Here is a 26,623-nt window from a genome sequence, read left to right as displayed (position 1 = left end):
ATACTCGTTTAATTTGAAAAATTGGCATCGTCGCTTCTCATTTTTGATCCTCACATAGTATTCTACGCTGTGGTCAAAAATTCCGAGGCTTTTCTCGCTCTTTTCCAAATTAAACTTCGTCTATATTAAATTTTTATTTACTATGGGACTGTTTATTTTGTTAACAGTTCCATAGAAGTGTTTTTAGAATTTAGAGAGAAAAAATAAAATGATAATGAAATTTTTGGAAGGGTTTTCTTCCGGTATGGCCATAGATCTTGGTACGGCAAATACTATTGTCTATCAAAAAAGTCGTGGAATTGTTCTAAGGGAACCTTCTGTTATTGCATTAATAAAAAAAGACGGGGCTTTTGTGCCTTATGCTTATGGTCATGAAGCAAAAATGATGCTTGGGCGTACTCCTACGGATATTGAAGCAAAAAGACCTTTAAAAGACGGTGTTATTGCTGATTTTAAGGGTGCAGAGGAAATGATAAAGTATTTTATTAGAATGGTGCATAATCGTCGCTCTTTTTTTGGTCCGACAATTGTTATTTGTGTGCCTTCCGGTTCTACGCCGGTTGAGCGTCGTGCTATCCAAGAAGCAGCAGAAAGTGCAGGGGGTAGGGATGTCTATTTAATTGAAGAACCTATGGCGGCAGCGATCGGAGCAGGGCTGCCCGTAACGGAAGCGACCGGTTCGATGATTGTCGATATTGGAGGAGGCACTACGGAAGTTGCAGTTTTATCACTAGGGGGCATAGTGTATGCAAGGTCGGTAAGAGTCGGCGGTGATAAAATGGATGAAGCTATTATCTCATATATAAGAAGGCACTATAACCTATTGATAGGTGAGGCTACTGCCGAAAAGATAAAGCAAGCAATAGGTACAGCTTATGTAGATGAAAATGCTGAGCCGAGAAAGATGGAAATTAAAGGACGTGATTTAATTTACGGTATTCCTAAAGAAATGATATTGAACGAAAGACAAATTGCTGATAGTCTAATTGAACCGGTAAGTCAAATTGTTGAAGCGGTAAAAGTAGCACTAGAAGCAACACCTCCTGAGTTATCTTCAGATATAGTTGATAAGGGAATTGTTTTAACAGGCGGCGGCTCATTATTACGAAATCTTGATTTTGTTCTTAGTAAAGCTACTAAATTGCCGGTGATAGTTGCAGATGATGCCCTCTCTTGTGTAGCACTTGGAACAGGAAAAGTACTTGAAGATTTTACAAAGCTAAAACATGTACTATTTAAACAGGATTAAAAATGGCAATACTTGCAAATAGAGTAAAAAATTCTTCAAATTCATTAGAATTAATAAGAATAATATCAAATACTCTTAAGCGTTTTTTTGTTATATTTGGGCTTGGATTGTCTGTATATTTATTTTTTACTACGCCTAAAAAAATATCTAGTATATCACTTGAAGTAGCCGGTAGTATAGTATCAACTGGTTTAGCAGTTTATGAAGATATATTTGAATATATAAATTCAATAACACAAAAATTTGTTTATTTTCAAGATTTAGAACGAAAAAATATAGAACTTAAACTTGAGATAGCAAGATTACAACATTTGCAAAGTGAAGTAGAATCGGTAAGAGCTGAAAACATTGCATTAAAAGATTTGTTAACGATTGCTGAAGAAGAAGAATTTGAATATATTACTACTAAATTACTAAGTGTTTCTTTTAATCCCTTTTCTAGAACTGCTTTGATTTCTGCAGGTAAAAAGCAAGGCATTGAACCTGATCAAATCGTTGTTAATTCAGGAAAATTAGTAGGAAAAGTAATAGAAGTGAGTAATAATTATGCTAAAGTAATGTTAATTAGCGATGTTAATTCTAGAATACCTATTAAAGCTAATTCTTCAAGAGAACAAGGTATTTTAGCAGGTAATAATAATAATAGTAAAATTTTATACTTGCCTAACAATCATTTAGTACAGAAAGATGAGGAGATAGTAACCTCTGGACACGGTAATATTTATCCTGCAGGTATTTTAGTGGGCTATGTGTCTAAAGTTACGGAACATGATGTTATGGTAAACATAGCAGCTGATCTATCTAAAACAGAATTTGTACAAGTACTATTGCCTAAAGAGTAATATATACTCAGATAGAACTTCAAAAATTGGCTACGTCGTCCTATAAGTACTGTGGTGTTTACGTATTTAGTATACGCTCCTCGTCTTATGGACTCCTTGCTCTTTTTGAAGTTGATCTTCGTATATCGATTCTTCATTTTATTTGGTATATTGTGAAAAAGGATATTATTTCGGCATTATTGCCGAATATATTTATATAATAATCTATAAATTAAAATTTTATCAAATACTGCATCATAGAAAACGTTATTATGTCGGTGAAATAGATATTATTGCGTTACGTAATAAAGAAATTATTTTTATTGAAGTCAAAGCAAGAAGCTCTAAAATTGATGATAGATTTGTATCTTTCAATCAGCAAAGAAGAATTACTAGGGCTGCTGAAATGTTTTTAAGTAGCAATTCTAAATATAGAAATTATAATATCAGGTTTGATTTGGTAATTATAAGGTCTTATAAATTACCTATAATTATAAAAAACGCATGGTATACTCGTTCAACTTGAAAAATTGGCTACGTCATCCTACAAGAGCTGTAGTACTCACGTATTAAGTAAATACGCTCCGTTCCTTGCCTTGTGGATTCCTTGCTCTTTTTGAAGTTGATCTTCGTATACATCTATTTATTTATTCAGAGGTTATTAATATGGCACTTGCTACTAAGGTAAAAGAATTTTTAGAAGAAAAATTAAAACAAGAAAAGATAGATCGTAAATATCTTGCTCAAGTTACTGATATCCCTTACACGACCGTTAGCAGAATTATGAGAGCAGAAGTTAATCGTGAATTTAATCCTGAAATAGATACTATTTTAAAAATAGCAAAATATTTTAATTGTACTATGGATGAGGTAATAAAAAGAAAAGTACAGCATAATTCATAAAGCTTGATACAAGCGAATTTTGCATGACTCGCCTGTGTTCACATAGTTTACCTACTGCTTTCGCAGGCTCACATTTAAATTCATCTTGTCTGAATTTTTCTGAAATATGCTGTACCTACGAAATAAAACATAAAATATGACAACAAAAAATAAAAGAGTTCTTCAGAAATTCGCTTATAGAGAGGAATTTAAAGGAGACACGGAACATAGCACCGCAGCGTATATAGACATACGTGAGGATGCGAGTACCGGTTCGACGTCTAAATTACCTCTAGAAGTAGAATTTCCGAAGAACTCTAAAGGACTGATTATAATTTTATCTTCCCCTTCAGGTACAGGTAAGTCAAGTTTAGCTAAAGCATTATTGAAAATAGATAATAATTTGCGTTTATCTATTTCAACAACTACAAGAAAACCACGTTTAGGAGAAGTAGAGGGCATAAACTATTACTTTAAGACCGGTCTAGAGTTTGAAGAATTAGTTAAGCAGAATAAATTCCTTGAATATGCTAAAATATACGATAATTATTACGGTACGCCTAAAGAATATGTCGAAATGTTATTAAATCAAGGCTTGGATGTTTTGTTTGATATTGATTGGCAAGGAGCAAGGAGTATTAAGAAAAATGCTGCTGATGTTGTTGCTATATTTGTATTACCTCCTAGTATTGAAATACTGGAACAGCGCTTAAGAAATAGAGCGACTGATAATGAGGAAGCAATAAAATTACGTATGCAGTCAGCACAAAATGAAATATCACATGCTAATGAGTACGATTATGTAATTACTAACGATGACTTTGACCGGACACTTAAAAAAATACATGCGATTATAGTTGCAGAACGAGAAAAAGTGTTTTGACTTTATCGTTTTTTCTTTCTATACTGAAAATTAGAAGTTATATTTCTAATTTTCAGTACTAGTTTAAATGCTTAGAAAACAATTCCTTTCATCAATCATAAAACATTTTAAAACTCATAAAGTTTGTGCCGTGTTAGGACCAAGGCAGTGCGGAAAAACTACCCTTTCTAAACAATTCGCAGAAGCTTATAATATTCCTAAAATCAATATTTTTGATCTTGAAAATCCCTTAGATTTAGCAAGATTAAATGAACCGATGCTTGCTTTGTCTGATCTAAAAGGATTTGTTATTATTGATGAAATTCAGTATAAACCGAATCTATTCCCTATTTTAAGAGTTCTTGTTGATACAACTGATATTAAATTTTTAGTACTAGGCAGTGCATCAAGAGACTTAATTAAACAAGGTTCTGAAACACTAGCAGGTAGAATAGGTTATATTGAAATGACACCGTTTACCTTATCTGAAGTGTCAGGTACTCAGCAATTATGGATACGCGGCGGATTTCCTTTATCATATCTTGCAGATGATGAAGAGTTAAGTGCTTTATGGCGTCAGAATTACATTAAAACATTTTTAGAAAGAGATATACCAAATTTAGGTTTTACAATTCCGTCTATGCAGTTACGTAGGTTTTGGTTAATGCTTTGCCATTATCACGCTAATATATTTAATGCCTCAGAACTTGGAAATTCTTTATCTATCTCATATCATACCGCAAAGCATTATTTAGATATTTTAGAGGGAACTTTTATGATCCGTATTTTGCAGCCTTGGTATGAAAACCTTAAAAAAAGACAAGTTAAAACCCCAAAAATCTTTTTTAGAGATAGTGGAATATATCACGCTTTATTAGGCTTAAATAATTATGAAGCTTTAAGCACTCATCCTAAAATAGGTGCATCATGGGAAGGATTCGTCTTAGAACAAATTATTAGATATTATAAAGCAGAACCCGAAGAATGTTATTTTTGGTCATCTCATAATGGAGCAGAAACAGATCTTTTAATTTTTAAAAATGGAAAACGTTTGGGGGTTGAAATTAAATATACAAATACACCGAGTATTACAAAATCAATGCACATATCTTTAGATGATTTAAAACTTGATCAAATTAATGTAATATTCCCAGGTGATATTAGCTTTAAATTGTCAGAAAAAATACAGGCAATAGGTTTCTCTGTCTTAATTCAAAATGATACAAAAGCTGCAACTATATAGAGTCACAGCTCTTAGAATGTTATATTATTTCACATACGCCTTTTTTAGCACCTTTGCCGGCAAGTTTTATTTGCTGAGCTGCATAATCATTATGCATTTTATCAAAAGTTTGATCAGCTGTTAAATATGTTGTTCCGGTACTATTAGGTGAGCTTACCATATTGTTCATAGGTTGAGATTTTATCTCGTTTGATAAAGTTGTTGCTTTAGTTTTAATTCTTTGTAATGCTGCTAATGTATCCATATCATCACTTTGTTTACTCATATTTGCTCCTATATTTTTATTTGTTAAATTTTATCTTATCCACACGTTATTTTGTTTTTTTTGTTGAACTTGATTACTTTGCTCAACTTGGTGATTCTTCGGGGTAGCTATTGGGCTATTTAAAGAATCTTTTATTTTATCAGCTTCACGTTGAGTATTAATTTTACTACATATATTTTTACGTACATCTTGATCTTCATTGCTTAAATTTTTATTATTGACTATTGCTTCTTGTTGGTTATTGAGTAAAGAATGCTTCTGTTTAAATTCTTGATGTTTGTTAGGATCTAGAGTATTTTTTGATTTTTCTATAACATCTCTAAGCTGATTTATTTTTTCTTGATTTTCTTGGTGAAATACCTTAACACTTTCTATTTCTTCTTGAATGTGTTTTTGAACTTTTTTAGCTTCTTTGACTACAGTGTTTTTAACTGCTAGATTTTCTTTCTTGACTTTTAAATTCTCTTCTAATTCCTTAATTTGTTCAGGTAATAAATTTTTATCTTTTAATTTCTCAGTTAAATCATTAATCTCTTTTTCTATAATCTCTTTTTCTTCATTAGCTTTTTTAACTATTATATTTACTTTTTCTTGTTCCTCCTTAAGTTCTGCAAATTTTTGTCTACGTTCTTCTATTTCTTCTTTAGTTAAAATATTTTTATTAATTGCCTGTTCATCGATTATCTCTTTTCCATTTTCATTTATTCTAACCATTGTTGCTATAGGAGAAGATAATTTTTTATATTCTTCTGATTTTCTCTTAAATCCATCATGGATAGCATTAAGTTCTTGAATTTGCCTTGCAGCTTCCATTTTATATTTTATTATTGCTTCTTCCCGTTCTCTTTGTTCTTCTAACTGTTCTAGCTCTTTTTGAGTAATTTCAGAATTAAGCTGGCTTTCTGCTAGTTCTTGCTTTTTTAATGCTATAGCCTCTACTTTTTCTGCTATAGCATTAATAAAAGAACTATCGGATTTAATATTTCGAGCTGCACTTACTAATCTACTTAACTCTGCAGGATTATTAGTAGCGGTAATTTGAGTAAGAATAGCTTTGATATCATTAAGTGCTTGAGGATCAACTATTGTTTCTTTTTGTGGATATTCTTTATTTGTAATTTTACTCACAATAACCTTTTATGTTTTATGTGTGTTTCCATCATCCATAAAACGTTAACAAAAGTTAACAATTAAGTCAAGAACATTTTAACAAAAATTAATTTTGTATTTCTAGCCATTGATTTAATAGCTCATCTAGCTTCTTTTTATCATGAGTTAATTGATTTGTGATCTGAGTGTATTTTTTAGGATTATCTAGATATAGATTAACATCTTCTAGTGCTTGTTCTAGATTTTGGATTGATATTTCTAGCTTCTCAATATCATTTGGCAATGTTTCAAGCAAACGCTGATATTTATAAGATAGCTTTTTATTTAGAGGTTCTTTTTGAGAAGTTAATGGTAGTGGTTTTGAAGCTTTTTTGGCTATAGGAGAGGTAATAAAATACTGCTTATAATCTTCATAACCTCCTGTCAGGTCATGAATTTTACCTTGAGCGAAAACTAAAGTTCTAGTAACTAACCTATCTAAGAAGTCACGATCATGGCTCACGACTATTAAAGTGCCTGAATAATCTGCAAGTATATCTAGTAAAATTTCCAGACTATCCATATCTAGGTCATTAGTTGGTTCATCTAAAATTAACAGATTTCCAGGGTTAATTAGAATTTTTGCAAGTAATAATCTATTAGCTTCGCCGCCTGATAAAATAGCGGTTTTTGCATTAAGTAGTTTAGGATTAAACATGAATTGTTTTAAATAACCGGCAACATGCATGGTTTTACCGTTTGGCAAAAATACTTGATCACCGCCTGTAGGACATAAAGTTTGTTGTAATGTATGATTAGGCTCTAGTTTTTCTCTATGTTGATCAAAATATGAAATATCTAAATTACCGCCATATATAATTTTACCGATTTCAGGAGTAAGCTGTTTTGTTAGTAGTTTGATAAAGGTAGATTTACCTGAGCCGTTTGCACCGATTATACCGATTTTCTCGCCTTTTTTTACACGAAAGCTAAAATTATCAATAATTTTAGTATTTTTATAACTAAAAGTAATATTATCTGCTTCAATAATGGATTTACTTTTAGTTATATTTTCAGCAAGCTCTGCCCTAACTCTTTGTTTTGAACTAGCTAGTTTTTCAGTCTGTTCTTGTGTTATTGCTCTTAAAGCTTTCAACTCCGCAAGTCTCTTTTGATTCCGCTTACGTCTAGCAGTAACACCGGCATTTAACCATTCATTTTCTTGTAATAGTTTTTTATTTAATTTCCGAAGAGCGGCTTCTTCTTGTTCTATGATAATTGTTTGCCATTCATCAAAAAATTTAAATCCTTTATCGGATTTACGTAAAATCCCTCGATCAAGCCACCAAATTTTATTAGTGACGTTTGAGAGGAATGTCCTATCATGACTAACGCAAATAATAGCACCATTATAAGATTTAACAAACTCTTCTAACCATTCGATTGTTTCAATATCTAGATGGTTAGTCGGTTCATCAAGTAGTAATATTTCCGGCTCTAATATTAAAGCTTTAGCAAGGCTTGCTCTTCTCAGTTGACCGCCTGAATAGATTGATAAGTTATCTGCTCCGTTGATTTGTAATTTTTCTAGAATTATATCGATTTGGTATTTATCTATTTCTTTTGTACTATCTGTTTGTTGTAAGACAAAATCATAAACAGTTAGATTAGTTTTTATAGAAATATCTTGTCTTAAATAACCGGTTGTAACTAAAGGATCTTGAAATAACTCACCGTTATCTAGCTCATAATCACCTGATATTACTTTCATTAAGCTTGATTTCCCGCAGCCGTTACGTCCTATAAGACAAATCTTATCGCCTTTGTACAAATAAAGCTCTAAATCAGATAAAATTACTTTATCCGCAAAGCTTAAGTTACCGTCTTTAATGTAATAAATAGGGATCATAGTTTACTATTGACTAGTTTTTATGTCATTCCCGCGTGGCATTGTTGCGTGGGCCGGTAAAATCCATTGTGTCACCCCGTGGCTTGACCACGGGGTCCATAAAAACAATTTAAAATACTAATATTATTAGTATTTTAAGCTGGATCCCACGATCAAGTCGTGGGGGATTGACAACGGAAAATCGATCCACGCAACAATACCTTACCGTGGAAGCGGGAATCCAGAAAAGATAACCTTAATATTGATACAAAATTACATATTTGATAGAATAAACATATAAAAACTTGTTTTTATATGTTTTACTGGATTCCTGCCTACGTGGGAATGACCTTAGTTAAAGGTCGGTAGACGAAATTTAATTTGAAAAAGAGTAAGGAGTCCATAAGACGAGGAGCGGAGCGTATAACTTAATACGTGAGCACCACAGTACTTAATAGGACGACGTAGCCAATTTTCAAATTAAATGAGTATACTCTTAATCACTAAACTAGCATTAGTACCGCCGAATCCGAACGAGTTGGAAAGCACGTAATCTATCTTAGTTTTCTTAGCTTTAAGTGCAACTAAATCTATCTTAACCTCATCCATAGGGTTATCTAAGTTTAAGGTTGGCGGTGCAATCTGATCTCTAATTGCAAGAGCTGAAAAGATAAACTCAACGCTTCCTGCCGCACCAAGCAAATGTCCTATTGATGATTTAGTAGAAGACATTAGAACTTTGGGATTTGCTTCTAAAAATAATTTTTGTACGGCTGCTAATTCTATTCCATCACCAAGTGTAGTAGAAGTACCGTGTGCATTAATATAATCAATCATATCGGGAGTGATAGCTGCATCTAGCATTGCATCTCTCATCGCTCTATAAGCCCCTCTACCTTCAGGATGTGGGGCTGTCATATGATATGCGTCACCTGTAGTGCCGTATCCTATAACTTCACCGTAAATTTTAGCCCCTCGATTTACGGCATGCTCATATTCTTCTAAGACTACAACGCCTGCTCCTTCACCCATAACAAAGCCGCTGCGGTCTTTATCCCAAGGTCTTGAGGCTTTTTCAGGATTATCGTTATATTTAGTACATAATGCTCTAGCAGCAACGAAACCTGCAACTCCAACAGGTGTAACTGGAGCTTCTGCACCGCCTGCGACCATAACGTCTGCATAGTTGTGCTTTATCATACGCATAGCATCGCCTATAGCATGTGCCCCTGTAGAGCAAGCTGTTACTGCCGCTTGGTTCGGACCGCTAAAACCGTATTTTATAGAAACAAGACCGGATAAAAGGTTAATTAATGAGGCTGGAATAAAGAAAGGACTAACTTTGCCGTTATTTTCTTGATAAAGTTTGATAGAGGTATCTTCGATCATTTTAAGCCCGCCGATTCCTGAACCTAATATCAAGCCAGTTCTATCACGAGATTCTTCATCTTCAGGTAACCAGCTGCTATCTTCAACTGCTTCGGTTGCAGCTGCTACTCCGTAATGGATAAATTTATCCATTTTACTTAGTCTATTAACGTCATCTGCTTGTGTGAAATTTTCAAGTTTAAATCCATCTTTCTCAGAGTTATCTATAAGTCCAGCAATTTTACACGCAAGTTTAGAAGTGTCAAATTCCGTAATAGTTTTTATACCACTTACTCCATTTACAATATTTTTCCAAGATGAGCTAACATTAAGCCCAACAGGAGTAACAAGTCCAAGTCCGGTAATAACTACTCTTTTATTTACTCTTTGATTCGACATTTTTAATTATCTATTAGGGATTTAATTTATGCAGATTAAGATTGGCGTTCTTTGATATATTTTATAACATCGGATACGGTTTTAATTTTAGTGGCTTCATCATCAGGGATATCAATACCGTATTCAACTTCTATTGCCATCATTAACTCTACGGTATCAAGGCTATCAGCTTTCAAATCTTCTATAAATCTTGAATCCGTAGTTATTATCGATTTATCTTTATTTAGCTTTTCAGCAACCATTTCAATAACTTTCTGTTCGATCTTGTCCGTTGTACTCATAATTTTGAACTCCATGAAATCATTTAATTTTATATGCCATATAATAGCGGTTATTCAGCTATTAGACTTTATTTTAACTGTATGAATATTTATTTAAAATATTCATAGCATTTTATCTTTAAAAGAACTTCTAGCACAAAAAATTATTTTATGCTAGCATAAAATAATCTTATTAATTTTTATACCATTAACATACCGCCGTTTACATGTATAGTTTGGCCGGTAATGTATGATGCCTGATCGCTTGCTAAAAATGCGACTGCGTTTGCCACATCTTCCGGCATACCGTAAGTGCCTAGCGGAATTTTTTGTACTATGGCTTCTCTTTGTTTTTCGTTTAGTTTATCGGTCATATCTGATTTAATAAATCCTGGAGCTACTGCGTTAACCGTAATTCCTCTGGTTGCAACTTCGTAAGAGAGCGATTTGGTCATACCTATTAAACCTGCTTTAGAAGCACAATAATTAGCTTGCCCAGGGTTACCTGAAATTCCTACTATTGAAGATATGTTAATAATGCGTCCATACCTGTCTTGCATCATTTTTTTTATTGCTTCACGATTTAAAATAAAATTTGCTTTTAAATTAATATCAATAACTTTGTCAAAATCTTCATCTTTCATTCTAATTGCTAGCGTATCGCTAGTAATACCGGCATTACATACTAAAATATCTAGCTTTGATGCTTTAGATATTAAATTGCTGCATTCTTCCTTATTTGCAAGGTTGCATATTTCTATCGTATAATTATCTTTTAAAGCATGTCCAAGGGATTTTAATTTTTCCTCATTACTACCGCTAATAATTACATGGCTTTTGAGTTTGTGCAGTAACCTCGCTATAGCTCCGCCTATGCCTCCTGAAGCTCCCGTAATTAAGGAAGTTTTACCTGTTAAATCAATCATTTTCTTCCTCCCTTTGATCAAGATTTATATTAGTAATTTTTGACGATTTTTCACGTATTATTTTCTCAATTTCGTTGGAAATTTGTGGATGTTCTTTTAAATATTGTTTGACGTTTTCACGCCCTTGACCTATGCGTACGTTATTGTAGGAAAACCAAGAGCCGGATTTCTCAACAATATCAAACTTAACTCCAAGGTCGATTATCTCGCCTTCTTTTGAAATACCTGAACCGTACATTATATCAAAATCTGCAGTTTTAAACGGAGGAGATACTTTGTTTTTGACTACTTTTACTTTGGTTTGGCTGCCTATTACTTCTTCTTTATCTTTAATGGAGCCGATTCTTCTTATATCGATCCTAACAGAAGCATAGAATTTCAAAGCATTACCGCCAGTCGTAGTTTCAGGACTACCGAACATCACACCTATTTTCATTCTGATTTGGTTGATGAAAACAGTAATACAATTGGTACGATTAATTGATGCGGTAAGTTTACGCAAAGCCTGGCTCATTAATCTTGCTTGAGAAGCCATTTGGGCATCACCCATCTCGCCCTCAATCTCTGATTTTGGTACTAAAGCCGCGACACTATCTATTATTATCATATCAATACCGCCAGAGCGAATTAACGTATCGGCAATTTCTAGGGCTTGTTCACCTGTATCGGGCTGTGAAATAATAAGCTCATCAATATTTACGCCTAATTTTTTAGCATAAGCAGGGTCTAATGCATGCTCGGCATCAATAAAAGCACATGTGCCTCCTTTTTTCTGTGCTTCGGCAATTAAATGTAATGTTAAAGTAGTTTTACCTGAGCTTTCAGGACCGAAAATCTCAATTATTCTACCTTTGGGAACACCACCGATTCCAAGAGCTATATCTAGCCCAAGTGAGCCGGTCGATACGGCTTCTATATCAACATTCGGACGCTGCCCTAGTTTCATTACCGAACCTTTACCGTAGCTTTTTTCGATTTGTGCGAGTGCTGCGGCAATGGCTCTTTCCTTATCTGTATTTGACATAAATTTCCATATTATAAACTTATCAATTAAAATATAAGCTTGAGAAAGAAAAATCAAATTTTATTTATGTTATTGTGCTTGTAAGATTAAATCTTGACTTCCATACTAGGTGATGCTTAGATGTTAAATTTGCTTGTGTTATGGTTAATTGATATGGACTTGCCTACTATGTTACTTGTCACTCTCCTATTAATTATAGGTCTTGACCCTTGTATGCAAATCCAACTGAATTGACCTAGGACTGTTAACAAAATAAATTTTAAAGCTAATTAAATTACTTGTTAACAGTCCCATAGTTCCCGAAAAAGATAGATTTAGTAAAACCCTTATTAAATAACTTATCACATATGGTATCACAATTCCCACAAACTGAATATATCGCTGAAGATAATTCATCATCTACATCTTATAAATTTAGATGGCGTATTTTAATTATTTTAAGCATTTGCTTACTTTTGGTATCGATGGATGCTACAATCTTGCATGCTGTTATGCCTACTATAATCCTTGATTTAAAACCATCTAATTTACAATAATTATGGATAATCAATGCATATGCATTAGTATTATCAGGTCTTCTAATTACCGCAGGTGCATTAGGAGATAGATTTGGTCGTAAAAGATTATTACTTTGGGGGCTTTTAGTTTTTTCCATCGCTTCAATGTTAGTTTATGTATTTGATAGCTCATGGGGATTAGTATTATGTCGTGCTTTACTTGGGTTAGGAGGATCAATGATTATGCCTTCCACTTTATCTATATTGCATAACATTTTTACTAATACACAATGATCGCAATATTCCGTGTGGGGAATAATGGCAACCATAGGAGCAGCTATAAGATCCGTACTAGGAGGAGTATTGGTTGAGCTTTTAAGTTGGCAATTTGCATTTTTTATAAACGCACCTATTGCATTAGTAATTATTGCTTTTGGCATAGTTTGGATTCCTGAATCATCTAATCCTAGTAATGAACCATGGGATTGGATAGGAGTATTTCAATCGTTTTTTGGGATGGCAGCTTTAGTTCAAGGCATTAAGATGTTGGCTAAATACGGTATTATGAATCTAGCATCCGGCGGAATGCTCTTAATTGGCATTGTGTTACTAATAATATTTACCTTACGCCAACTTAAAAGCGATGATCCGTTAGTGGATATGCGTTTATTCTTAATTAGCAATTTTAGTATAGGAGTAATAGTTTATTTGCTGATTACTTATGTCTTAGGAGCCATAATGTATCTTATGTCCTTATGGTTACAGTTTATCAAAAGGTTAAGTCCTTTATATGCAGGTCTTTATATGTTGCCTGCAGCAGTTTTTGCTTTAATTGCATCTTTAGTTATGCCATATTTACTCACACGATTTACCGCACGTGTAATAATGTTTAGTGGGCTTTACTAACTATATCATTGATTTTGCCTAGTATATTTAGACTATAGAGATTTATTATCGAATACTATATATCTTGGACTGCTTGGTATAGGAAGTAGTCTATGCCTCTCTACCACCGTAACAGTTATGATAAATGCAGTGCCGGCAGAGAGATACGGAGGTGCAGCAGCACTACAAGAAACAGCATATGAACTAGGTAATGTATTAGGTATAGCTGTTATTGTGAGTATTACGTCTTTTATATATAGTAACAATCTAGTAATCCCTCACGGTGTTTCTGTATCAATGGCAGAAATAGCTCGTGACTCAATTGGTGAAGGAATAATTATTGCTCAACAACTACCACCTTCATTTGCTCACGAATTAATTAAGGAGGTTAATATTGCTTTTATAAATGCATTTAATATAGTAGGTATTATTCTAGGAATAATCATGCTAATATTGGCGGGTGTGATTATGTATGTTCTTCCTCCTTTTAAAGCATCTACCTCTCTACATTAATAGCTTTATTACATATGATGAAACTGGTATAGAAACCTTACCGTCTTTTGCTATTTTTGCACTATTTATCATAATGGTTACTATAATTATTTTAGTGCGTATTTTTATAGTAGGTAGTTAGTAAAATGAGATGATGATATTTTCAAGGCTATAAATCATTACTAAATATTTTTTCTAATTCTGCTAAGCGTTGTTCTATTCTTTCGATATCGCTTTTTGTTATAGGTCTTTCTAGTAAATCTGCTATCTCGGCTCTTAGATTTTTTTTATTTTCATTTAAAGTAAATTCTATGACGAGTCTAGAGATGGTTTTAGTATTTTGGTCAGACATGTTTGCTCCCTATTGATTAAACTTAAATTGCTCAAGTTTCAACCACCGAAGAGAAATAAACTCTTGGTGGTCTATGTATTTAATAAGTGTTTAGAATAATGCATAATTCTAGATACTGTAAGGAGGTAACGATGGTGGTCAGGTTATTAATTTAATTATAATTAATGAACCGTGCCCCGGTGTGTTACTCCTTACTTCATTTGGTTCCAAACAAATCAATAGAGCAAGGGGTTATTCACGATCAACCATTAAGATCAAGTGAATAACCCCCTTGCTCGTACATGGGACAGGAGAGAAAAACATAACAAAGCATATCTTTATAGGTATCGATGTATCTGAAGATACTTTAGACGTCTGGTTACACCCATTGAATAAATATAAAGTTTTTAATAATGATCAAAAAGGCATTAATGAGCTAGCCGAATATATAGCAGGTTATAGTATTGCTAAAATTGTAATTGAAGCTACCGGTGGGCTTGAATATAAAGCGGCAAACACCTTATAAAAAGCAGGATATTTGGTGTCAGTAGTTAATCCTTATTTTACATCAGCATTTAGAACTATGAGAGGTAAGTTTACAAAAACTGATACCATCGATGCACAAATGTTAGCATTATTTGCAGAAAAAATTAACCCTGAATCTAGAAAAGTAGCGAATGAGATAGAAAAAGAATTAAAAGAACTTACAGCTAGACGTAACCAATTAATTACTATGATAGTATCTGAACGCAATCGCTTACGTAGAGTTACTAATCAAAAAATAATTAATAGTATAAATAATGTTATTGATTTACTTAATAGCCAAAAGGAATAAGTAGAAAAGCTTATATTACATCTTATTTTAAATCTAGAAAGTTACAAAGAAATATATAATTTACTCATTACTATCCCAGGTATTGGCTCGATTATAGCAATAACCTTAATTACAGAATTACCGGAGCTTGGTAATTTAAATTGTAAACAAATAGCTTCTTTAGTAGGAGTAGCACCTCACTGTAAGGAAAGTGGCAAAACAAGATTTAAAGCAAAAACTAAAGGTGGTAGAAAAACGGTACGGGCAGCATTATATATGGCAGCTGTTATGTCTGTAAGATGTAATTCTGCAGTTAAACCTTTTTATAAAAGACTTGTAGAAAAAGGAAAGGCCAAACAATTAGCTCTTACTGCTGTAATGCGAAAGATAATAATAATTATCAATAACATTGTTAAAAACAAACGACCTTGGCAGGAACAATATAAACAAATTATCTTGACTTCTTAAACATAAATCACCAGGGCGTTAGTAACACTGTATAGAACAACAGCTATGATAGGCTTTAAGCTTAAAGTTATACCCTAAGCCCTGAACATACCCTATCATCCCCCCCGATCAAAAGAGTCAAGGATTACATCAGTTTTGTGAGAAATGCTCTCACTTTTGGCAGAGGTTTCGACACCCTGAAACAGCACTTTGCTATTTCAAGTATCGTTTTATATATAACTTTCAAAAAGTCAATGATGGTTTGTTATGGTACTAACAATGTTCTATACTTGAAGATCCAGATGGTGATGATCCATCGGCTAATAATGGCATTTCATGATTCTGTAACTCTTCTTCTAGAATATAATGATATTCTCTGTTTGAGGTTTCATCAATTCCAAGTAGTGTCTCGAATATCTTCTCAAGACAGTTTTTGTGTTCTTCGGATTTAGTATCTGTTTTCCTTGACTCTTTTATTAAAGTTGCAAAGGATTTAACAGTCATAAAAGTATCTTGTCCATTAAGAAGGGTACATATTATATGTAATGTGTTACCTAAAGAATTTATATTAGCAAATATGTTAGAGATAGAATTTAACTTTATAATTGCTTTATCTAAATCTTGTGTTTTTGATTTTAATAGAGAGATATCATAATCTTGACCATGTAAATTTATCGTGTCTTGATTAGGATTGCTTAATATTGCAAGTATATCTGTTAAATTTCCAATTCCTATAATTTCATCTAATATAGCTTGATCTTCAATTAGTATTTCAAGTGTTTTATCCCCCAATTTTAACTTTGAGTTTTCATACTTTAACTCTAAATTTTCGTTTTTTATATTTCTTCCCTTATACCAATCCCATCCATATTTAACTGTATACCCTAAGATAGCACCTACAACTAATGTACCTACTGCTACTGCAGCGATGTAAGCACCGCTATATCCACCGTCATTTGTATCATTGTTAGGATTTCCCGTGGTAGAGGGAGTGGTTGCCTCAGTATAAGCTTTACCAAGTTGATCTAAAATATGTTTACCTATTTCTGTAGGAGAGACATTATCCAAAGATATACCTAAACGATTTAGAGTATTTTCAAGAGTATTGATGAACGATTCATGAGGAATTAGAGTGTCTTTATAAGTGTTATAGTTTTGTAAAGTATTTATAGCCTCTTCTTTAGTGCATTCATTTAAACCTAAGAAATCAGCTCCGTTAGTTTCGGTAATATTGCCTTGTGAGAACATATAATCATGTGTTACTTTATAAAGCTGATCAAAAATATTGACCGTACCGTTTTGATTAGGTGTTACAGCTTGTTGTAAAAGTATACGTGGATTATTTTCTGCATCGGTAAAAATGTTATTTATTGGAGTATCTAAACCTTTTATGCATTCTGTGTGCAGTATTGAAAAATCATCAGGCGAGTCTTGGAAAGAGTATTCAATATTTTTCCAATTACAATGTGCATTGTTTACTAGGAAGCCTTTTTTAAAAGTTCCCTCAACAGTATTATATACCGATGAAAGTATAGTATTACCTAATTTATGAACGATATGGTTTACATTACCCGGTAAACTGCTTATCATTTCGTTTGAAAATATAGGCATAACACATTTAAAAACGTTTGAATTTAATACAGGTGCCATAATTATTACTCCTTATAATTTAAATTAATAAAACCATAAAACGTGGTTTCTAGAATATATTAATGTTTTTGTCAAGAGAAAGTTAAAATAAATTAATATATGAGAGAAAGGATTTGAGATAGGTTATTATGATTAGACCTTTATGTCATTCCCGCGAAAGCGGGAATCCAGGCAAGCATATAAAAAAACTTGTTTTTTATGCTTATTTCATCAAGCTTGTACTATTATTAAACTATTTATTCTGGATTCCCGCTTTCGCGGGAATGACGTAGAATGAGCTATACAACATTACTTTCCTATGCAGAAATTTTTAAAGATTTCGCCTAGTATTTCTTCTACGTTAATAACGCCCGTAATAGCACCGATACAGCGTGTTGTCATTCTAATATCTTCAGTTGCTAAGACTAAATCATTATCTAAACTAAAAGCCGTTAAATGCGAGAGAGCTTGTTTTAAATAATGACGATGACGCTGATTTGTTATGTAAGGCGTTTCGGTAAAACCTGCCATATTTTCAGCAATATTTTCGATATTTTTCAATATATAGTTTAAGGCTATATTATTCTTAATCGAAACTCTTAAGCATTTATATTTATCTTCAATTAAAAATACTTTGTTCGGTTCTATAAGATCGATTTTATTAATTATTACGATAGTATTTTCATCAATTAAATTAATAATATCTTCATTTATAGAGGAGTCTAATTTTTCGGCATCAAACATAATAATTTTAATATCCGCTGTTTTAGCCGAATTTATAGCTCTTTTTATACCTTCTTGCTCGATAATGTCGCTACTTTCTTCTCTTATACCTGCTGTATCTTGCAAAATAATAGGGTAGCCTCCAATGTCTAAATGACCCTCAATTATATCTCTAGTAGTTCCTGCGATATTTGAGACAATCGCTATATCTTTTTGCATTAAAAAATTTAGTAAGCTAGACTTACCAACATTTGGTGGACCGATAATTGCAAGCTTAAGGCCGCTATTTAGTAGCTCTCCTCGTCTATTATCGTTAAGATAATTAGATATTTCATTTACAAGGTTTTTATGAGTGTTATTAACGTCGTTAAGGACGCTATCCGGTATATCTTCATCAGGGAAATCTATATAAGCTTCAAGCAGAGAGATAATTTTTAAAAGCTGACTACGCCAGTTATTATATAATTCTTCAAGCCCACCGCTTGCTTGTCTAATTGCTTGCCTATGCTGCATAATGGTTTCAGCATTAATTAGATCGGCTATCCCCTCTGCTGCCGTTAAATCGAATTTGTTATTTAAAAAAGCTCTTTTGGTAAATTCTCCTGCTTCTGCCAAACGAATATCAGCTATATTTAACAATGCATTAATAAGCATTGTAGAAATAGCTTTACTGCCGTGTGTATGAATCTCGACTACGTCTTCGCCGGTAAAACTATTAGGTGATTTAAAATAAACAACCATAGCATTATCAATTAGCTCCTTAGTTTCAGGGACTGTAATTTGTTGATAATACATTAATCTCGATTTAAAGTCCTTTCTACCGGTAAGTAGCTGTAAAACTTCTAAGCTTTGAGGACCGGAAATCCTAAAAACCGCTACGCCTGCTTTACCGAATGCAGAGCTTTGTGCAAATATCGTTTCCACTTATTTTCTATGCCTCTTGCTTAAGTTATTTTATATAATATAATAACAAAAGAAATAATCATATTATTATTACTTGAGAAAATCATGACCCCAAAAACAACCTCTTTAAACTTTAGTCGTTTAAATTGTCAAATCCCGAATTATAAAACTAAAATTCTAGAACTTAGCAAGGAACGTGAGTCAAGTTCCATATATATAGATTTTGTTCAAAAGTTTTTAAATTATATTCCGATAGATTATGATTTTGAGAATAGAGAAAAATTATTCCAAAATTTTGCAGATGAAGCCTTTAAGTTTTTTAAACAAAGGGTAGAAAGAACAAGAAAAATAGTAATAACAAAGGCAGTGATCGAAAATGATCCGACAATAAATGTCTTGATATTACTTGATAATAAGCCGCATATTGTTGATTTTATCATATGTCTGCTTAAAAACATGAATTTGCAAACTAAGTTTTTACTCTATCCGGTAATAAACTGCGTCCGAAATAGTAAAGGAGAATTAGAAAAAATATTAGAAAATTCTGTGTCGGATGAAAAATCAGAATCGATACTACATTTAACCATTTTAGGAAATTTTGACGATAAAACTACTACATTTTTAACCGAGGCTATAAATGAAAGATTAGAAGAGTTAGAGCAAAGCTATAGCCATTTACCGCAATTACGCACAAAATTACAAGATTTATCTAACAATATAATTAATAATGATAAATTAAATTTTGAAGAGGCTAAAGAATTCTTAAATTGGTTACAAAACGATAATTTAGTTTTATTAGGGACTCTTGATTTTGAGGTAAAATCTTTAAAATTAAGTAATGAAATAGGAGCAGCAAAAATATGGCAAGAAGTAAAAGACGAGATTGATGATATTATAAAATGTTCTGCTAATCCTTTATATCAAAATCAATTAATAATACTCGGTAAAATAAATAGTGCGTCGCTTATCCATTCAGATAATTTAATCGACTATATCTTAGTAAAAAAATTTGATTCTTCGGGTGGATATATTTCAGGAAGTATAATTTTCGGCATATATAATTCAAATATGTATTACCATTCAATAAGTAATATTCCAATCCTACGACAAAAATTTAATTTTGTAATTGAGAAAGCCGGTTTTGCATTATCCGGTTATAATGCCGATAAGTTAAGAATTTTAATGGAGTCGTTACCGAGAGAAGCTTTAATACAAATTGATCAAGGCGATTTATATTGTATGTGTTTACATATGCTCTCAAGTATGATGAGTAAGAAGCTTAAATTGTTTATTCAATATGATTGGTCGAGTTCTTTTCTTAATATCATAATTTTTCTGCCACGAGAACGTTTAACGGCTGAAATACATAATATGATAGATTGTTATTTAGCGGAAAAATTCGGTAGTAAAATTTTATCCAACTATATCACCGAAGTAGCCGGTAATTTTTCTTATCTTTTTGTAACGCTTGAAGCACAAGGGGAACATAAAATAAATTTTGAAGCAGAAATAATACAGCAAGATTTAGATCGTATCTCTACACGTTGGAGTGAAGATTTTTATTTTAAGCTTTCTAAAAAATTCGGCGAATATCAAGCAGGTATTAATTTAAAGCTTTTTGATAATGTTTTTCCGGCAGACTATAGGCAAAAATTTTCTCCGGAAATAGCTTTAGTAGATATTGAATATCTAACGGAAGCAAGCAAGTCACAAAAATGTATGTTTAATCTAGTTTCTGTAAATGAAACGGAATTTTACTTAAAAATATATAGTCCAAAAGTAAAACTTGCCCTTTCTAACATATTGCCACCAATCGAAAATTTAGGTTTTAAAGCAATTGATGAACAAACTTTTGCAATTAAGGAGGCCCTCGAAATCAAAGAAAGCTGGATATATAATTTTATCTTAACTTCTATTGTACCTGTAAAGGATAATATTACCGAATTAAAAATAAATGTTGAAGAAGCTTTAGATAAAATGGCACTTGGGATGCTTGCTAATGATTCTTTAAGTAAATTAATAGTGCTTGCCGGTTTTAATTGGAAGCAAGTTAAATTAGTAAAAGCTTTAACAAGATATTTACATCAAACGGGATTTAGTTACGGCAAAGGTTATGTACAGTTAACGTTACTTAAACATCCCGAATATACAAAAATGTTGGTAAATCTATTTGATATAAAATTCAATCCTAAATACTCTGATAATAGACATCTTTCCAAATCAGCTTATAGAGAGGGATTTAAAGGAGAGACGGAACACAGCACCGCAGCGTATATAGACATACGTGAGGATGCGAGTACCGGTTCGACGTCTAAATTACTTCTAGAAGCGAAGTTTGGGCAGATGTCTAATAATTGTGACGTAATTAAAGACAAACTAAATAATTACTTAGTAACCGTTGAGATGAGTAGTGAAGATAAAGTACTACGTAATATGCTTGGTATAGTTAATGCCATTACTAGAACAAATTACTATCAACCACATAAACATATTTTTTCATTTAAGTTTGATTCTTCAAAAGTACCGGATTTGCCTAAACCTGTTCCGTTTGCCGAAGTATTTGTTTATTCTAGAAATTTTGAAGCTGTTCATTTAAGAGGCGGTCCCATATCACGCGGGGGGCTTAGATGGTCGGATAGAGCAGAAGATTATAGGCTTGAGGTACTTGGGCTTATGAAAGCACAAATGACGAAGAATTCCGTTATTGTCCCTGTCGGTTCTAAAGGCGGCTTTTATGTTCATTTTACTGAGGAAGGGCTTACTCGTGATGAATATATGGAAAAAGTGGTAGAATGCTATAAGAATTTCCTAAGAGGTTTATTAGACATAACAGATAATATCATTGACGGTAAAGTAGTACATCCGAAAGACGTTATTATTTATGATAAAGAAGATCCTTATTTAGTGGTTGCTGCCGATAAAGGTACAGCCTCATTTTCGGATTATGCTAATAGTGTGGCAAGAGAATATAATTACTGGCTTGATGATGCTTTTGCTTCCGGTGGTTCTGCAGGTTACGATCATAAAAAAATGGCTATTACTTCTAAAGGAGCTTGGATCTCCGTAACTAATCACTTTAAAACTTTAGGGTTAGATGTCCAAAAAGACCCTATTACCGTCGTAGGTATAGGAGATATGTCGGGAGACGTATTCGGTAACGGTATGCTAAGATCAGAGGCTATTAAGTTAGTCGCCGCCTTTAATCATAAACATATATTTATTGATCCTACTCCTGATCCTTTATCAAGTTTTAATGAGCGTTTGCGTTTATTTAATTTAAAGGGTTCTAATTGGTCCGATTATGATTCTAAGCTTATTTCTAAAGGAGGCAAAGTATTTGAACGCAGTAGTAAATTAATAAAATTATCACCGGAAATTAAAAAATTACTTGATATAAATGATAATGATATATCACCGGAAGAATTAATTAAAGCTATTTTAAAAGCAGATGTTGATTTATTGTGGAATGGCGGAATAGGCACTTATATCAAAGCTAAAATGGAAAATAATTTAGAAATCGGTGATAAAGCAAATGATAACCTTAGATGTAACGGTGAAGAAATTAGAGCAAAGGTTATAGCAGAAGGCGGTAATGTCGGTGTATCACAGAGAGGTAGAGTTGAATATGCTAAAAAAGGCGGACGCATAAATGCCGACTTTATTGATAATTCAGCAGGTGTTGATTGCTCCGATCATGAGGTAAATATCAAGATTGCTTTAAGTAGTGCGATAACCTCAGGAAAAATTACTTTAGAAGAACGTAATAAACTTCTAAACGATATGACAAAACAAGTTGAAGAGTTAGTATTGCTTGATAATTATAAGCAAACCGAAGCAATAACAATTATGCAACTATCTCCTACTTTAACCGTTAATATACTTAGTCAATTTATAGATATTTTAGAAGAAGAAAAAGTATTAGAGCGGGAAAATGAATTCTTGCCTAGTGCAGAAGAATTGAATAGAAGAGCTATTAGCGGTGAAGTATTAACTCGTCCTGAGCTTTGCTTACTACTATCATATAGTAAAAGGTCGGCTTATCACGAGTTACTTAATTCTACTTTTTCTCATGATAAATATTTTGATACATATCTTATAGATTATTTTCCTGAAATGATGCAAAAAAAATTTCGTAATGAAATTTTATCTCATCCTCTTAAACATGAGATTATTAAAACCGTTACTATAAATAAAATAATTAATCAGCTTGGAGGACCGCTTATTAGTATTGTAAAGCATGAGATTGGGGCTCCTCTTTGTGATATAATAAGGTCATATACCATTATTTGTGCAATTTTTGATCTTGATGATATATGGGAAACGATAAGTAAGCTACCTACTAATATTGATTACAATGTAAAAATCGACATGTTTACCGAAATAACGAAATTAATGCGTCGGGGTATTTCATGGTTTATTAAAAATTTAAAACATCCTATTAATATTAGTGAAACTATAGAAGAGTTTAGAGTTCCTGCACAAAACTTAAGAAAAACGGTAGATACTTTATTAGTTGGAGAAACTAAAATAAGATTTGAAGAAAAATTAAATTATTATACAACTAGCGGGGTAGAGGAATCATTTGCTGCTACTATCGCTACATTTGACAATTTAATTTCAATATTTGACATTATATATGTAACAAAACAGACTTCAGGAAATAATAAAGAGATAGCAAAAGCTTATTTTGCTATAAGTGATATGTTTAGTCTTGATTGGTTACGTAAAGCTTGTGATAGGCAATTGAACGATTCATTTTGGCGTCGCTTAGGTATTCAATCGCTAAAAGATGATTTATATGACAAACAACGTAGATTATTAATAAAAATAATTAATAAATCTAAAACAACTATTGATTTAGATTTATGGATTGATAATAATAATAACTTAGTTAGAAATTTTCTTGATTTTATTAAAGAAATTAAATCTCAAGAAACTATAGACTTAAATATAATTATTTTAGCAAATAAGAAATTTGAAATATTCTTACAAAAACTTGAGTAAATTATGTCGTCAATGCTTAAGCAAATTAGGTTAGATTCAGGTAAAACTTTAAATCAGGTATCTAGTGATTTAAAAATTAGAAAAAAATATTTAGTAGCTTTAGAAGAGGAGGATTTTAATGTTTTACCGGGAGAAGTATACGTAAGAGGTTACTTAAAATTATACTTGGATTATCTTAATGTAAAAGATCGAAATGCAGAGCAGATAGAAGCTACTAAACAGAACGAAACCGAAAAATTATTAAATAATAAAAGAGCTATGGCATTGATAAATTATAAACGTAAAAAACAATTAGTACTTATATCTATTATAATGTTATCGATTATTATTGTAAGTCATCCATTCATAATTAATGCTTAAATGAAAATGGATAATGAAATATTAGACTGCTTACAGAACGAAGCTAATAAAGAGGAATTTGAAGGAGACACGAAACGCAGCACTGCAGCGTACAAAGAAGTACGTGAGGATGCGAGTACCGGCTCGACGTACAAATTACCTTTAGAAGCAAGTTATGCAAGCAGTCTAAAAAAATTAATGGAAGAAGTTGAGCATAAACTCGATGATTTATTAAGTACGCTTTTAAATAATCAAAATGAAGTTAAAAAATTACAAAATGAAAATAAAGAATTAAAAGATAATTATATAAAAATGCTAGATCAAATTAACATTTATATTAATGAACTTGAAGAAATAAAAAAACAGCAAAAATAATTATGTCAATTGTTACGGTAACATTAAATAACAAGAGTTTTCAATTATATTGTAATAATGGAGATGAGGAAGAATTACTATCTTTAGCGAATAAATTAAATGATAAAGTAGCGGAAATTAAACTTGGTAGTCCTACAGCCTCTTTTGAGCTATTATTAGTTATGGCATCCCTTAATGCTCAAGCTGAAATAGCAAGCCTAACAGAAAAGCTTGATAAAAACGGCTTTCAAAAAAATCATCCAGACGAAGAAAAATTCGCAGAAACCTTAACTACTATAGCAGGTTACCTAGAAAACCTTGCACGTAAAATGGGAAAGTGATATATTAGCTCTTGGCTGCTTGGTTCGTGAGCTTAATATTAACCTAGGACTACCACTAACTTTTAGGACATCGTCCCTGTCTAATACTAATTCAGTTTAGATATATGAAGTCCACCTTTACATAAAGGTCTTTGAAGGATTTTAAGTAACGGCCAAAGCGGTCATGTATACTCGTTTAATTTGAAAAATTGGCGACAAAGTCTTTTGCTGATAATCCTCACGTACTAGTATGTACGCTGCAGTTATCAGCTTCAAGACGCCTTGCTCTTTTCCAAATTAAACTTCGTCTACCTACTTTCTCTTACTCACAGTATATCTTTAAAATGAAACAAACAAAATCGAGCAATAAAGTTCTCGGTGCTTTTTTAGGCACTATCATTGAGTATTACGACTATAGTTTATATGGTTTTTCAGCGGCAATAATTGCCGATAAATTCTTTTCAGCCGGTACTGATCCATTAATAAAACTTGTAAATGTTTTTGCCGTTTATGCAGCAGCATATTTATCAAAACCTATGGGTGCTTATATTTTTGGACGTATAGGGGATATATACGGTCGAAAAAAAGCCTTAAGTTTTACGATTATCGGTATTGTAATTCCTACCTTAATAATCGGTTTATTGCCTGATTATTCTTCGATAGGAGTTTGGAGTACAATAATTTTAGTTTTATGTCGTTTCATGCAAGGTATTTTTATTGGAGGGGAATATGACGGTGCAGCGATTTATGTTATTGAACATTTAGGAGCAAAATACCGATTTACTGCCTCGGCGATAACTAGATGTACAGGAGTAATGGGTTTATTATGTGGGATTGGTGCAACTAATTTCTTTAATTCTCATATTTTTCCGGAGTGGGGTTGGCGTATTCCGTTTTTACTAAGTTTACCGCTTGCATTAATAACCCTTTATTACCGTCAAAAATTTGATGAAACACCGGAATTTAAAGAAGCACATCATAGTCAAGATTCTATTGAAAAACTTAGCTTCATAATTAAAAAGCAATGGAAGGATATTTTACCTCTTATATTCTTAGCCGGAGGTTTTGGAGTAACATATCAAATTGCGATCATCTTTATGAAGCAATATTTACCAATCGTATTACCTTCAGTCGGTATTATTATGAGTTCCTTTTCAGTCTTAATAGTAATATGCTTTGCTGTTTGCATGCCGATTGCCGGCTTTATTGCTGATCGTTTAGGAGTTAATTCAGTATTAAAAACTGCATTTATATGTACTATTACAGCAAGTGTATTTTTTGTGATAGCAGTAAAATATCAAATGACTAATTTAGGGCTTGCAGCTAGTTTAATGTTAGCTGCATCAGTTGCTCCTTTTAATGCTCTTGCTCATAGTATAGTTATTAAGTCTTTTGTAGTTAAAGAACGCTATCGTGTTATAAGTTTAGGGCATAATATCGGCTCAATGTTAATGTCCGGTACTGCTAATTATATTTGTGCAAAGGTAATAAAATCATTTGATTTTAACCTATTTCCGATTTTATATCTTTGCATGTTTGCCGTACTTGCTTATTCTATGACCATATTATTTAACCGTAATAGGTAAAAAATAAATCTTGACGAAAATAA

The 26,623-nt window shown here is 32.4% G+C and carries 25 protein-coding genes, 1 other RNA gene and 4 pseudogenes; 18 read left to right on the top strand and 12 right to left on the bottom strand.

Annotation, left to right across the window (positions count from 1 at the left end; genetic code table 11):
• The first annotated feature begins 208 nt into the window (after window positions 1-208).
• From AB1146_RS01600 to AB1146_RS01585, 4 genes are all read left to right on the top strand, one after another.
• Entirely contained in the window at window positions 209-1,249 is a 1,041-nt protein-coding gene (locus AB1146_RS01600) for a rod shape-determining protein (RefSeq protein WP_010421200.1), read from the top strand.
• Window positions 1,250-1,251: 2 nt separating this feature from the next.
• The gene (gene mreC / locus AB1146_RS01595) at window positions 1,252-2,091 is read left to right on the top strand and encodes a rod shape-determining protein MreC (RefSeq protein ID WP_010421201.1); all 840 of its coding nucleotides are present in this window, start codon (window positions 1,252-1,254) and stop codon (window positions 2,089-2,091) included.
• A gap of 142 nt (window positions 2,092-2,233) precedes the next feature.
• Complete coding sequence (locus AB1146_RS01590; RefSeq protein WP_010421203.1) at window positions 2,234-2,596, top strand: YraN family protein; 363 nt, start codon at window positions 2,234-2,236, stop codon at window positions 2,594-2,596.
• Between the two features lie 140 nt (window positions 2,597-2,736).
• Entirely contained in the window at window positions 2,737-2,973 is a 237-nt protein-coding gene (locus AB1146_RS01585) for a helix-turn-helix transcriptional regulator (RefSeq protein WP_010421206.1), read from the top strand.
• On the opposite strand, the pseudogene AB1146_RS01580 reads toward AB1146_RS01585, so the two are convergent.
• A pseudogene (locus AB1146_RS01580) lies at window positions 2,957-3,079 on the bottom strand (palindromic element RPE3 domain-containing protein); the annotation flags it as partial. The gene AB1146_RS01585 and the pseudogene AB1146_RS01580 overlap by 17 nt on opposite strands.
• Before the next feature lie 30 nt (window positions 3,080-3,109).
• On the opposite strand from AB1146_RS01580, the gene gmk reads away from it, so the two are divergent.
• Window positions 3,110-3,835: a guanylate kinase gene (gmk, locus tag AB1146_RS01575; protein ID WP_010421208.1), complete on the top strand. Its 726-nt coding sequence runs from the start codon at window positions 3,110-3,112 to the stop codon at window positions 3,833-3,835.
• 67 nt (window positions 3,836-3,902) lie between these two features.
• Window positions 3,903-5,057, top strand: coding sequence for an ATP-binding protein (locus AB1146_RS01570; RefSeq protein WP_010421210.1), 1,155 nt, complete (start codon window positions 3,903-3,905; stop codon window positions 5,055-5,057).
• Window positions 5,058-5,076: 19 nt separating this feature from the next.
• Here the strand turns inward: AB1146_RS01570 and AB1146_RS01565 are convergent, their stop codons facing one another.
• The 8 genes from AB1146_RS01565 to AB1146_RS01530 form a co-directional block, all read right to left on the bottom strand.
• A complete protein-coding gene (locus AB1146_RS01565; protein ID WP_010421211.1) occupies window positions 5,077-5,322 on the bottom strand; it encodes a hypothetical protein in 246 nt (81 codons plus the stop codon).
• Between the two features lie 30 nt (window positions 5,323-5,352).
• Window positions 5,353-6,450 (bottom strand): hypothetical protein, encoded by a 1,098-nt coding sequence (locus AB1146_RS01560; protein ID WP_010421214.1) that lies wholly within the window; start codon window positions 6,448-6,450, stop codon window positions 5,353-5,355.
• A gap of 88 nt (window positions 6,451-6,538) precedes the next feature.
• Window positions 6,539-8,320 carry an ABC-F family ATP-binding cassette domain-containing protein gene (locus AB1146_RS01555; RefSeq protein WP_010421216.1) on the bottom strand — a complete coding sequence of 594 codons (1,782 nt, stop codon included), beginning with the start codon at window positions 8,318-8,320 and terminating at the stop codon, window positions 6,539-6,541.
• Between the two features lie 459 nt (window positions 8,321-8,779).
• The gene (fabF, locus tag AB1146_RS01550; protein ID WP_010421218.1) at window positions 8,780-10,066 is read right to left on the bottom strand and encodes a beta-ketoacyl-ACP synthase II; all 1,287 of its coding nucleotides are present in this window, start codon (window positions 10,064-10,066) and stop codon (window positions 8,780-8,782) included.
• Between the two features lie 35 nt (window positions 10,067-10,101).
• Entirely contained in the window at window positions 10,102-10,362 is a 261-nt protein-coding gene (gene acpP, locus AB1146_RS01545) for an acyl carrier protein (RefSeq protein ID WP_008579292.1), read from the bottom strand.
• A gap of 164 nt (window positions 10,363-10,526) precedes the next feature.
• Window positions 10,527-11,252: a 3-oxoacyl-ACP reductase FabG gene (gene fabG, locus AB1146_RS01540; protein ID WP_010421253.1), complete on the bottom strand. Its 726-nt coding sequence runs from the start codon at window positions 11,250-11,252 to the stop codon at window positions 10,527-10,529.
• On the bottom strand, window positions 11,245-12,276 hold the full coding sequence (recA, locus tag AB1146_RS01535) for a recombinase RecA (protein ID WP_010421255.1): 1,032 nt from the start codon (window positions 12,274-12,276) through the stop codon (window positions 11,245-11,247). Before recA ends, fabG begins: the two co-directional genes overlap by 8 nt.
• A 406-nt stretch (window positions 12,277-12,682) precedes the next feature.
• Window positions 12,683-12,931: a hypothetical protein gene (locus AB1146_RS01530; protein WP_010421258.1), complete on the bottom strand. Its 249-nt coding sequence runs from the start codon at window positions 12,929-12,931 to the stop codon at window positions 12,683-12,685.
• On the opposite strand from AB1146_RS01530, the pseudogene AB1146_RS01525 reads away from it, so the two are divergent.
• Both AB1146_RS01525 and AB1146_RS01520 read left to right on the top strand, forming a co-directional pair.
• Window positions 12,819-13,679 (top strand): annotated as a pseudogene (locus tag AB1146_RS01525) (MFS transporter). The gene AB1146_RS01530 and the pseudogene AB1146_RS01525 sit on opposite strands and share 113 nt — an antisense overlap.
• Before the next feature lie 117 nt (window positions 13,680-13,796).
• Window positions 13,797-14,171, top strand: a complete 375-nt coding sequence (locus AB1146_RS01520; protein WP_010421265.1) for a hypothetical protein — start codon at window positions 13,797-13,799, stop codon at window positions 14,169-14,171.
• Window positions 14,172-14,319: 148 nt separating this feature from the next.
• Here the strand turns inward: AB1146_RS01520 and AB1146_RS01515 are convergent, their stop codons facing one another.
• A complete protein-coding gene (locus AB1146_RS01515; protein WP_010421267.1) occupies window positions 14,320-14,502 on the bottom strand; it encodes a hypothetical protein in 183 nt (60 codons plus the stop codon).
• Window positions 14,503-14,773: 271 nt separating this feature from the next.
• Between AB1146_RS01515 and AB1146_RS01510 the strand changes: the two genes are divergently transcribed.
• From AB1146_RS01510 to AB1146_RS01500, 3 genes are read left to right on the top strand one after another with little or no spacing between them, the layout of a single operon-like run.
• Entirely contained in the window at window positions 14,774-15,007 is a 234-nt protein-coding gene (locus tag AB1146_RS01510; RefSeq protein ID WP_010420447.1) for an IS110 family transposase, read from the top strand.
• Between the two features lie 15 nt (window positions 15,008-15,022).
• Window positions 15,023-15,316, top strand: a complete 294-nt coding sequence (locus tag AB1146_RS01505; protein ID WP_010420449.1) for an IS110 family transposase — start codon at window positions 15,023-15,025, stop codon at window positions 15,314-15,316.
• 12 nt (window positions 15,317-15,328) lie between these two features.
• Window positions 15,329-15,763, top strand: a complete 435-nt coding sequence (locus tag AB1146_RS01500; RefSeq protein WP_083831759.1) for a transposase — start codon at window positions 15,329-15,331, stop codon at window positions 15,761-15,763.
• A 252-nt stretch (window positions 15,764-16,015) separates the two neighbouring features.
• Here AB1146_RS01500 and AB1146_RS01495 read toward each other — a convergent pair whose 3' ends face one another.
• Both AB1146_RS01495 and mnmE read right to left on the bottom strand, forming a co-directional pair.
• Window positions 16,016-17,392: a DUF5460 family protein gene (locus AB1146_RS01495; RefSeq protein ID WP_010421274.1), complete on the bottom strand. Its 1,377-nt coding sequence runs from the start codon at window positions 17,390-17,392 to the stop codon at window positions 16,016-16,018.
• Window positions 17,393-17,680: 288 nt separating this feature from the next.
• Window positions 17,681-19,018 (bottom strand): tRNA uridine-5-carboxymethylaminomethyl(34) synthesis GTPase MnmE, encoded by a 1,338-nt coding sequence (gene mnmE, locus AB1146_RS01490; RefSeq protein ID WP_010421278.1) that lies wholly within the window; start codon window positions 19,016-19,018, stop codon window positions 17,681-17,683.
• Window positions 19,019-19,102: 84 nt separating this feature from the next.
• On the opposite strand from mnmE, the pseudogene AB1146_RS01485 reads away from it, so the two are divergent.
• The 7 genes and pseudogenes from AB1146_RS01485 to AB1146_RS01450 form a co-directional block, all read left to right on the top strand.
• Window positions 19,103-21,199: pseudogene (locus AB1146_RS01485) on the top strand (glutamate dehydrogenase); the annotation flags it as partial.
• A gap of 147 nt (window positions 21,200-21,346) precedes the next feature.
• A pseudogene (locus AB1146_RS01475) lies at window positions 21,347-24,001 on the top strand (NAD-glutamate dehydrogenase domain-containing protein); the annotation flags it as partial.
• A 3-nt stretch (window positions 24,002-24,004) separates the two neighbouring features.
• Entirely contained in the window at window positions 24,005-24,361 is a 357-nt protein-coding gene (locus tag AB1146_RS01470) for a helix-turn-helix domain-containing protein (protein WP_010421283.1), read from the top strand.
• A gap of 6 nt (window positions 24,362-24,367) precedes the next feature.
• Window positions 24,368-24,715, top strand: coding sequence for a palindromic element RPE1 domain-containing protein (locus AB1146_RS01465; RefSeq protein WP_010421286.1), 348 nt, complete (start codon window positions 24,368-24,370; stop codon window positions 24,713-24,715).
• Window positions 24,716-24,717: 2 nt separating this feature from the next.
• Window positions 24,718-25,035, top strand: coding sequence for a cell division protein ZapA (locus tag AB1146_RS01460; protein WP_010421289.1), 318 nt, complete (start codon window positions 24,718-24,720; stop codon window positions 25,033-25,035).
• Between the two features lie 9 nt (window positions 25,036-25,044).
• Window positions 25,045-25,203, top strand: a non-coding RNA gene (gene ssrS / locus AB1146_RS01455) — 6S RNA.
• 155 nt (window positions 25,204-25,358) lie between these two features.
• Window positions 25,359-26,600, top strand: coding sequence for an MFS transporter (locus tag AB1146_RS01450; protein ID WP_010421291.1), 1,242 nt, complete (start codon window positions 25,359-25,361; stop codon window positions 26,598-26,600).
• Window positions 26,601-26,623 lie beyond the last annotated feature (23 nt).

Origin of the sequence: Rickettsia helvetica, assembly GCF_963970025.1 — a bacterium.
Lineage (GTDB): Bacteria > Pseudomonadota > Alphaproteobacteria > Rickettsiales > Rickettsiaceae > Rickettsia > Rickettsia helvetica.
This window is presented reverse-complemented; position numbering and strand designations above follow the sequence as displayed.

What these genes read in the sequence shown, in the direction of transcription:
- mreC (WP_010421201.1), top strand. Translation starts at nt 1,252, where the DNA reads ATGGCAATACTTGCAAATAGAGTAAAAAATTCTTCAAATTCATTAGAA.
- AB1146_RS01530 (WP_010421258.1), bottom strand. Translation starts at nt 12,931, where the DNA reads ATGGAAAAAACTAAAAGCCCCCAAAGTAATAATCTTTTACGACCAAAT.
- AB1146_RS01470 (WP_010421283.1), top strand. Translation starts at nt 24,005, where the DNA reads ATGTCGTCAATGCTTAAGCAAATTAGGTTAGATTCAGGTAAAACTTTA.
- AB1146_RS01495 (WP_010421274.1), bottom strand. Translation starts at nt 17,392, where the DNA reads ATGGCACCTGTATTAAATTCAAACGTTTTTAAATGTGTTATGCCTATA.
- AB1146_RS01460 (WP_010421289.1), top strand. Translation starts at nt 24,718, where the DNA reads ATGTCAATTGTTACGGTAACATTAAATAACAAGAGTTTTCAATTATAT.
- AB1146_RS01585 (WP_010421206.1), top strand. Translation starts at nt 2,737, where the DNA reads ATGGCACTTGCTACTAAGGTAAAAGAATTTTTAGAAGAAAAATTAAAA.
- acpP (WP_008579292.1), bottom strand. Translation starts at nt 10,362, where the DNA reads ATGGAGTTCAAAATTATGAGTACAACGGACAAGATCGAACAGAAAGTT.
- gmk (WP_010421208.1), top strand. Translation starts at nt 3,110, where the DNA reads ATGACAACAAAAAATAAAAGAGTTCTTCAGAAATTCGCTTATAGAGAG.
- recA (WP_010421255.1), bottom strand. Translation starts at nt 12,276, where the DNA reads ATGTCAAATACAGATAAGGAAAGAGCCATTGCCGCAGCACTCGCACAA.
- AB1146_RS01465 (WP_010421286.1), top strand. Translation starts at nt 24,368, where the DNA reads ATGGATAATGAAATATTAGACTGCTTACAGAACGAAGCTAATAAAGAG.
- AB1146_RS01570 (WP_010421210.1), top strand. Translation starts at nt 3,903, where the DNA reads ATGCTTAGAAAACAATTCCTTTCATCAATCATAAAACATTTTAAAACT.
- fabF (WP_010421218.1), bottom strand. Translation starts at nt 10,066, where the DNA reads ATGTCGAATCAAAGAGTAAATAAAAGAGTAGTTATTACCGGACTTGGA.
- AB1146_RS01555 (WP_010421216.1), bottom strand. Translation starts at nt 8,320, where the DNA reads ATGATCCCTATTTATTACATTAAAGACGGTAACTTAAGCTTTGCGGAT.
- fabG (WP_010421253.1), bottom strand. Translation starts at nt 11,252, where the DNA reads ATGATTGATTTAACAGGTAAAACTTCCTTAATTACGGGAGCTTCAGGA.
- AB1146_RS01450 (WP_010421291.1), top strand. Translation starts at nt 25,359, where the DNA reads ATGAAACAAACAAAATCGAGCAATAAAGTTCTCGGTGCTTTTTTAGGC.
- AB1146_RS01520 (WP_010421265.1), top strand. Translation starts at nt 13,797, where the DNA reads ATGATAAATGCAGTGCCGGCAGAGAGATACGGAGGTGCAGCAGCACTA.
- AB1146_RS01565 (WP_010421211.1), bottom strand. Translation starts at nt 5,322, where the DNA reads ATGAGTAAACAAAGTGATGATATGGATACATTAGCAGCATTACAAAGA.
- AB1146_RS01600 (WP_010421200.1), top strand. Translation starts at nt 209, where the DNA reads ATGATAATGAAATTTTTGGAAGGGTTTTCTTCCGGTATGGCCATAGAT.
- AB1146_RS01515 (WP_010421267.1), bottom strand. Translation starts at nt 14,502, where the DNA reads ATGTCTGACCAAAATACTAAAACCATCTCTAGACTCGTCATAGAATTT.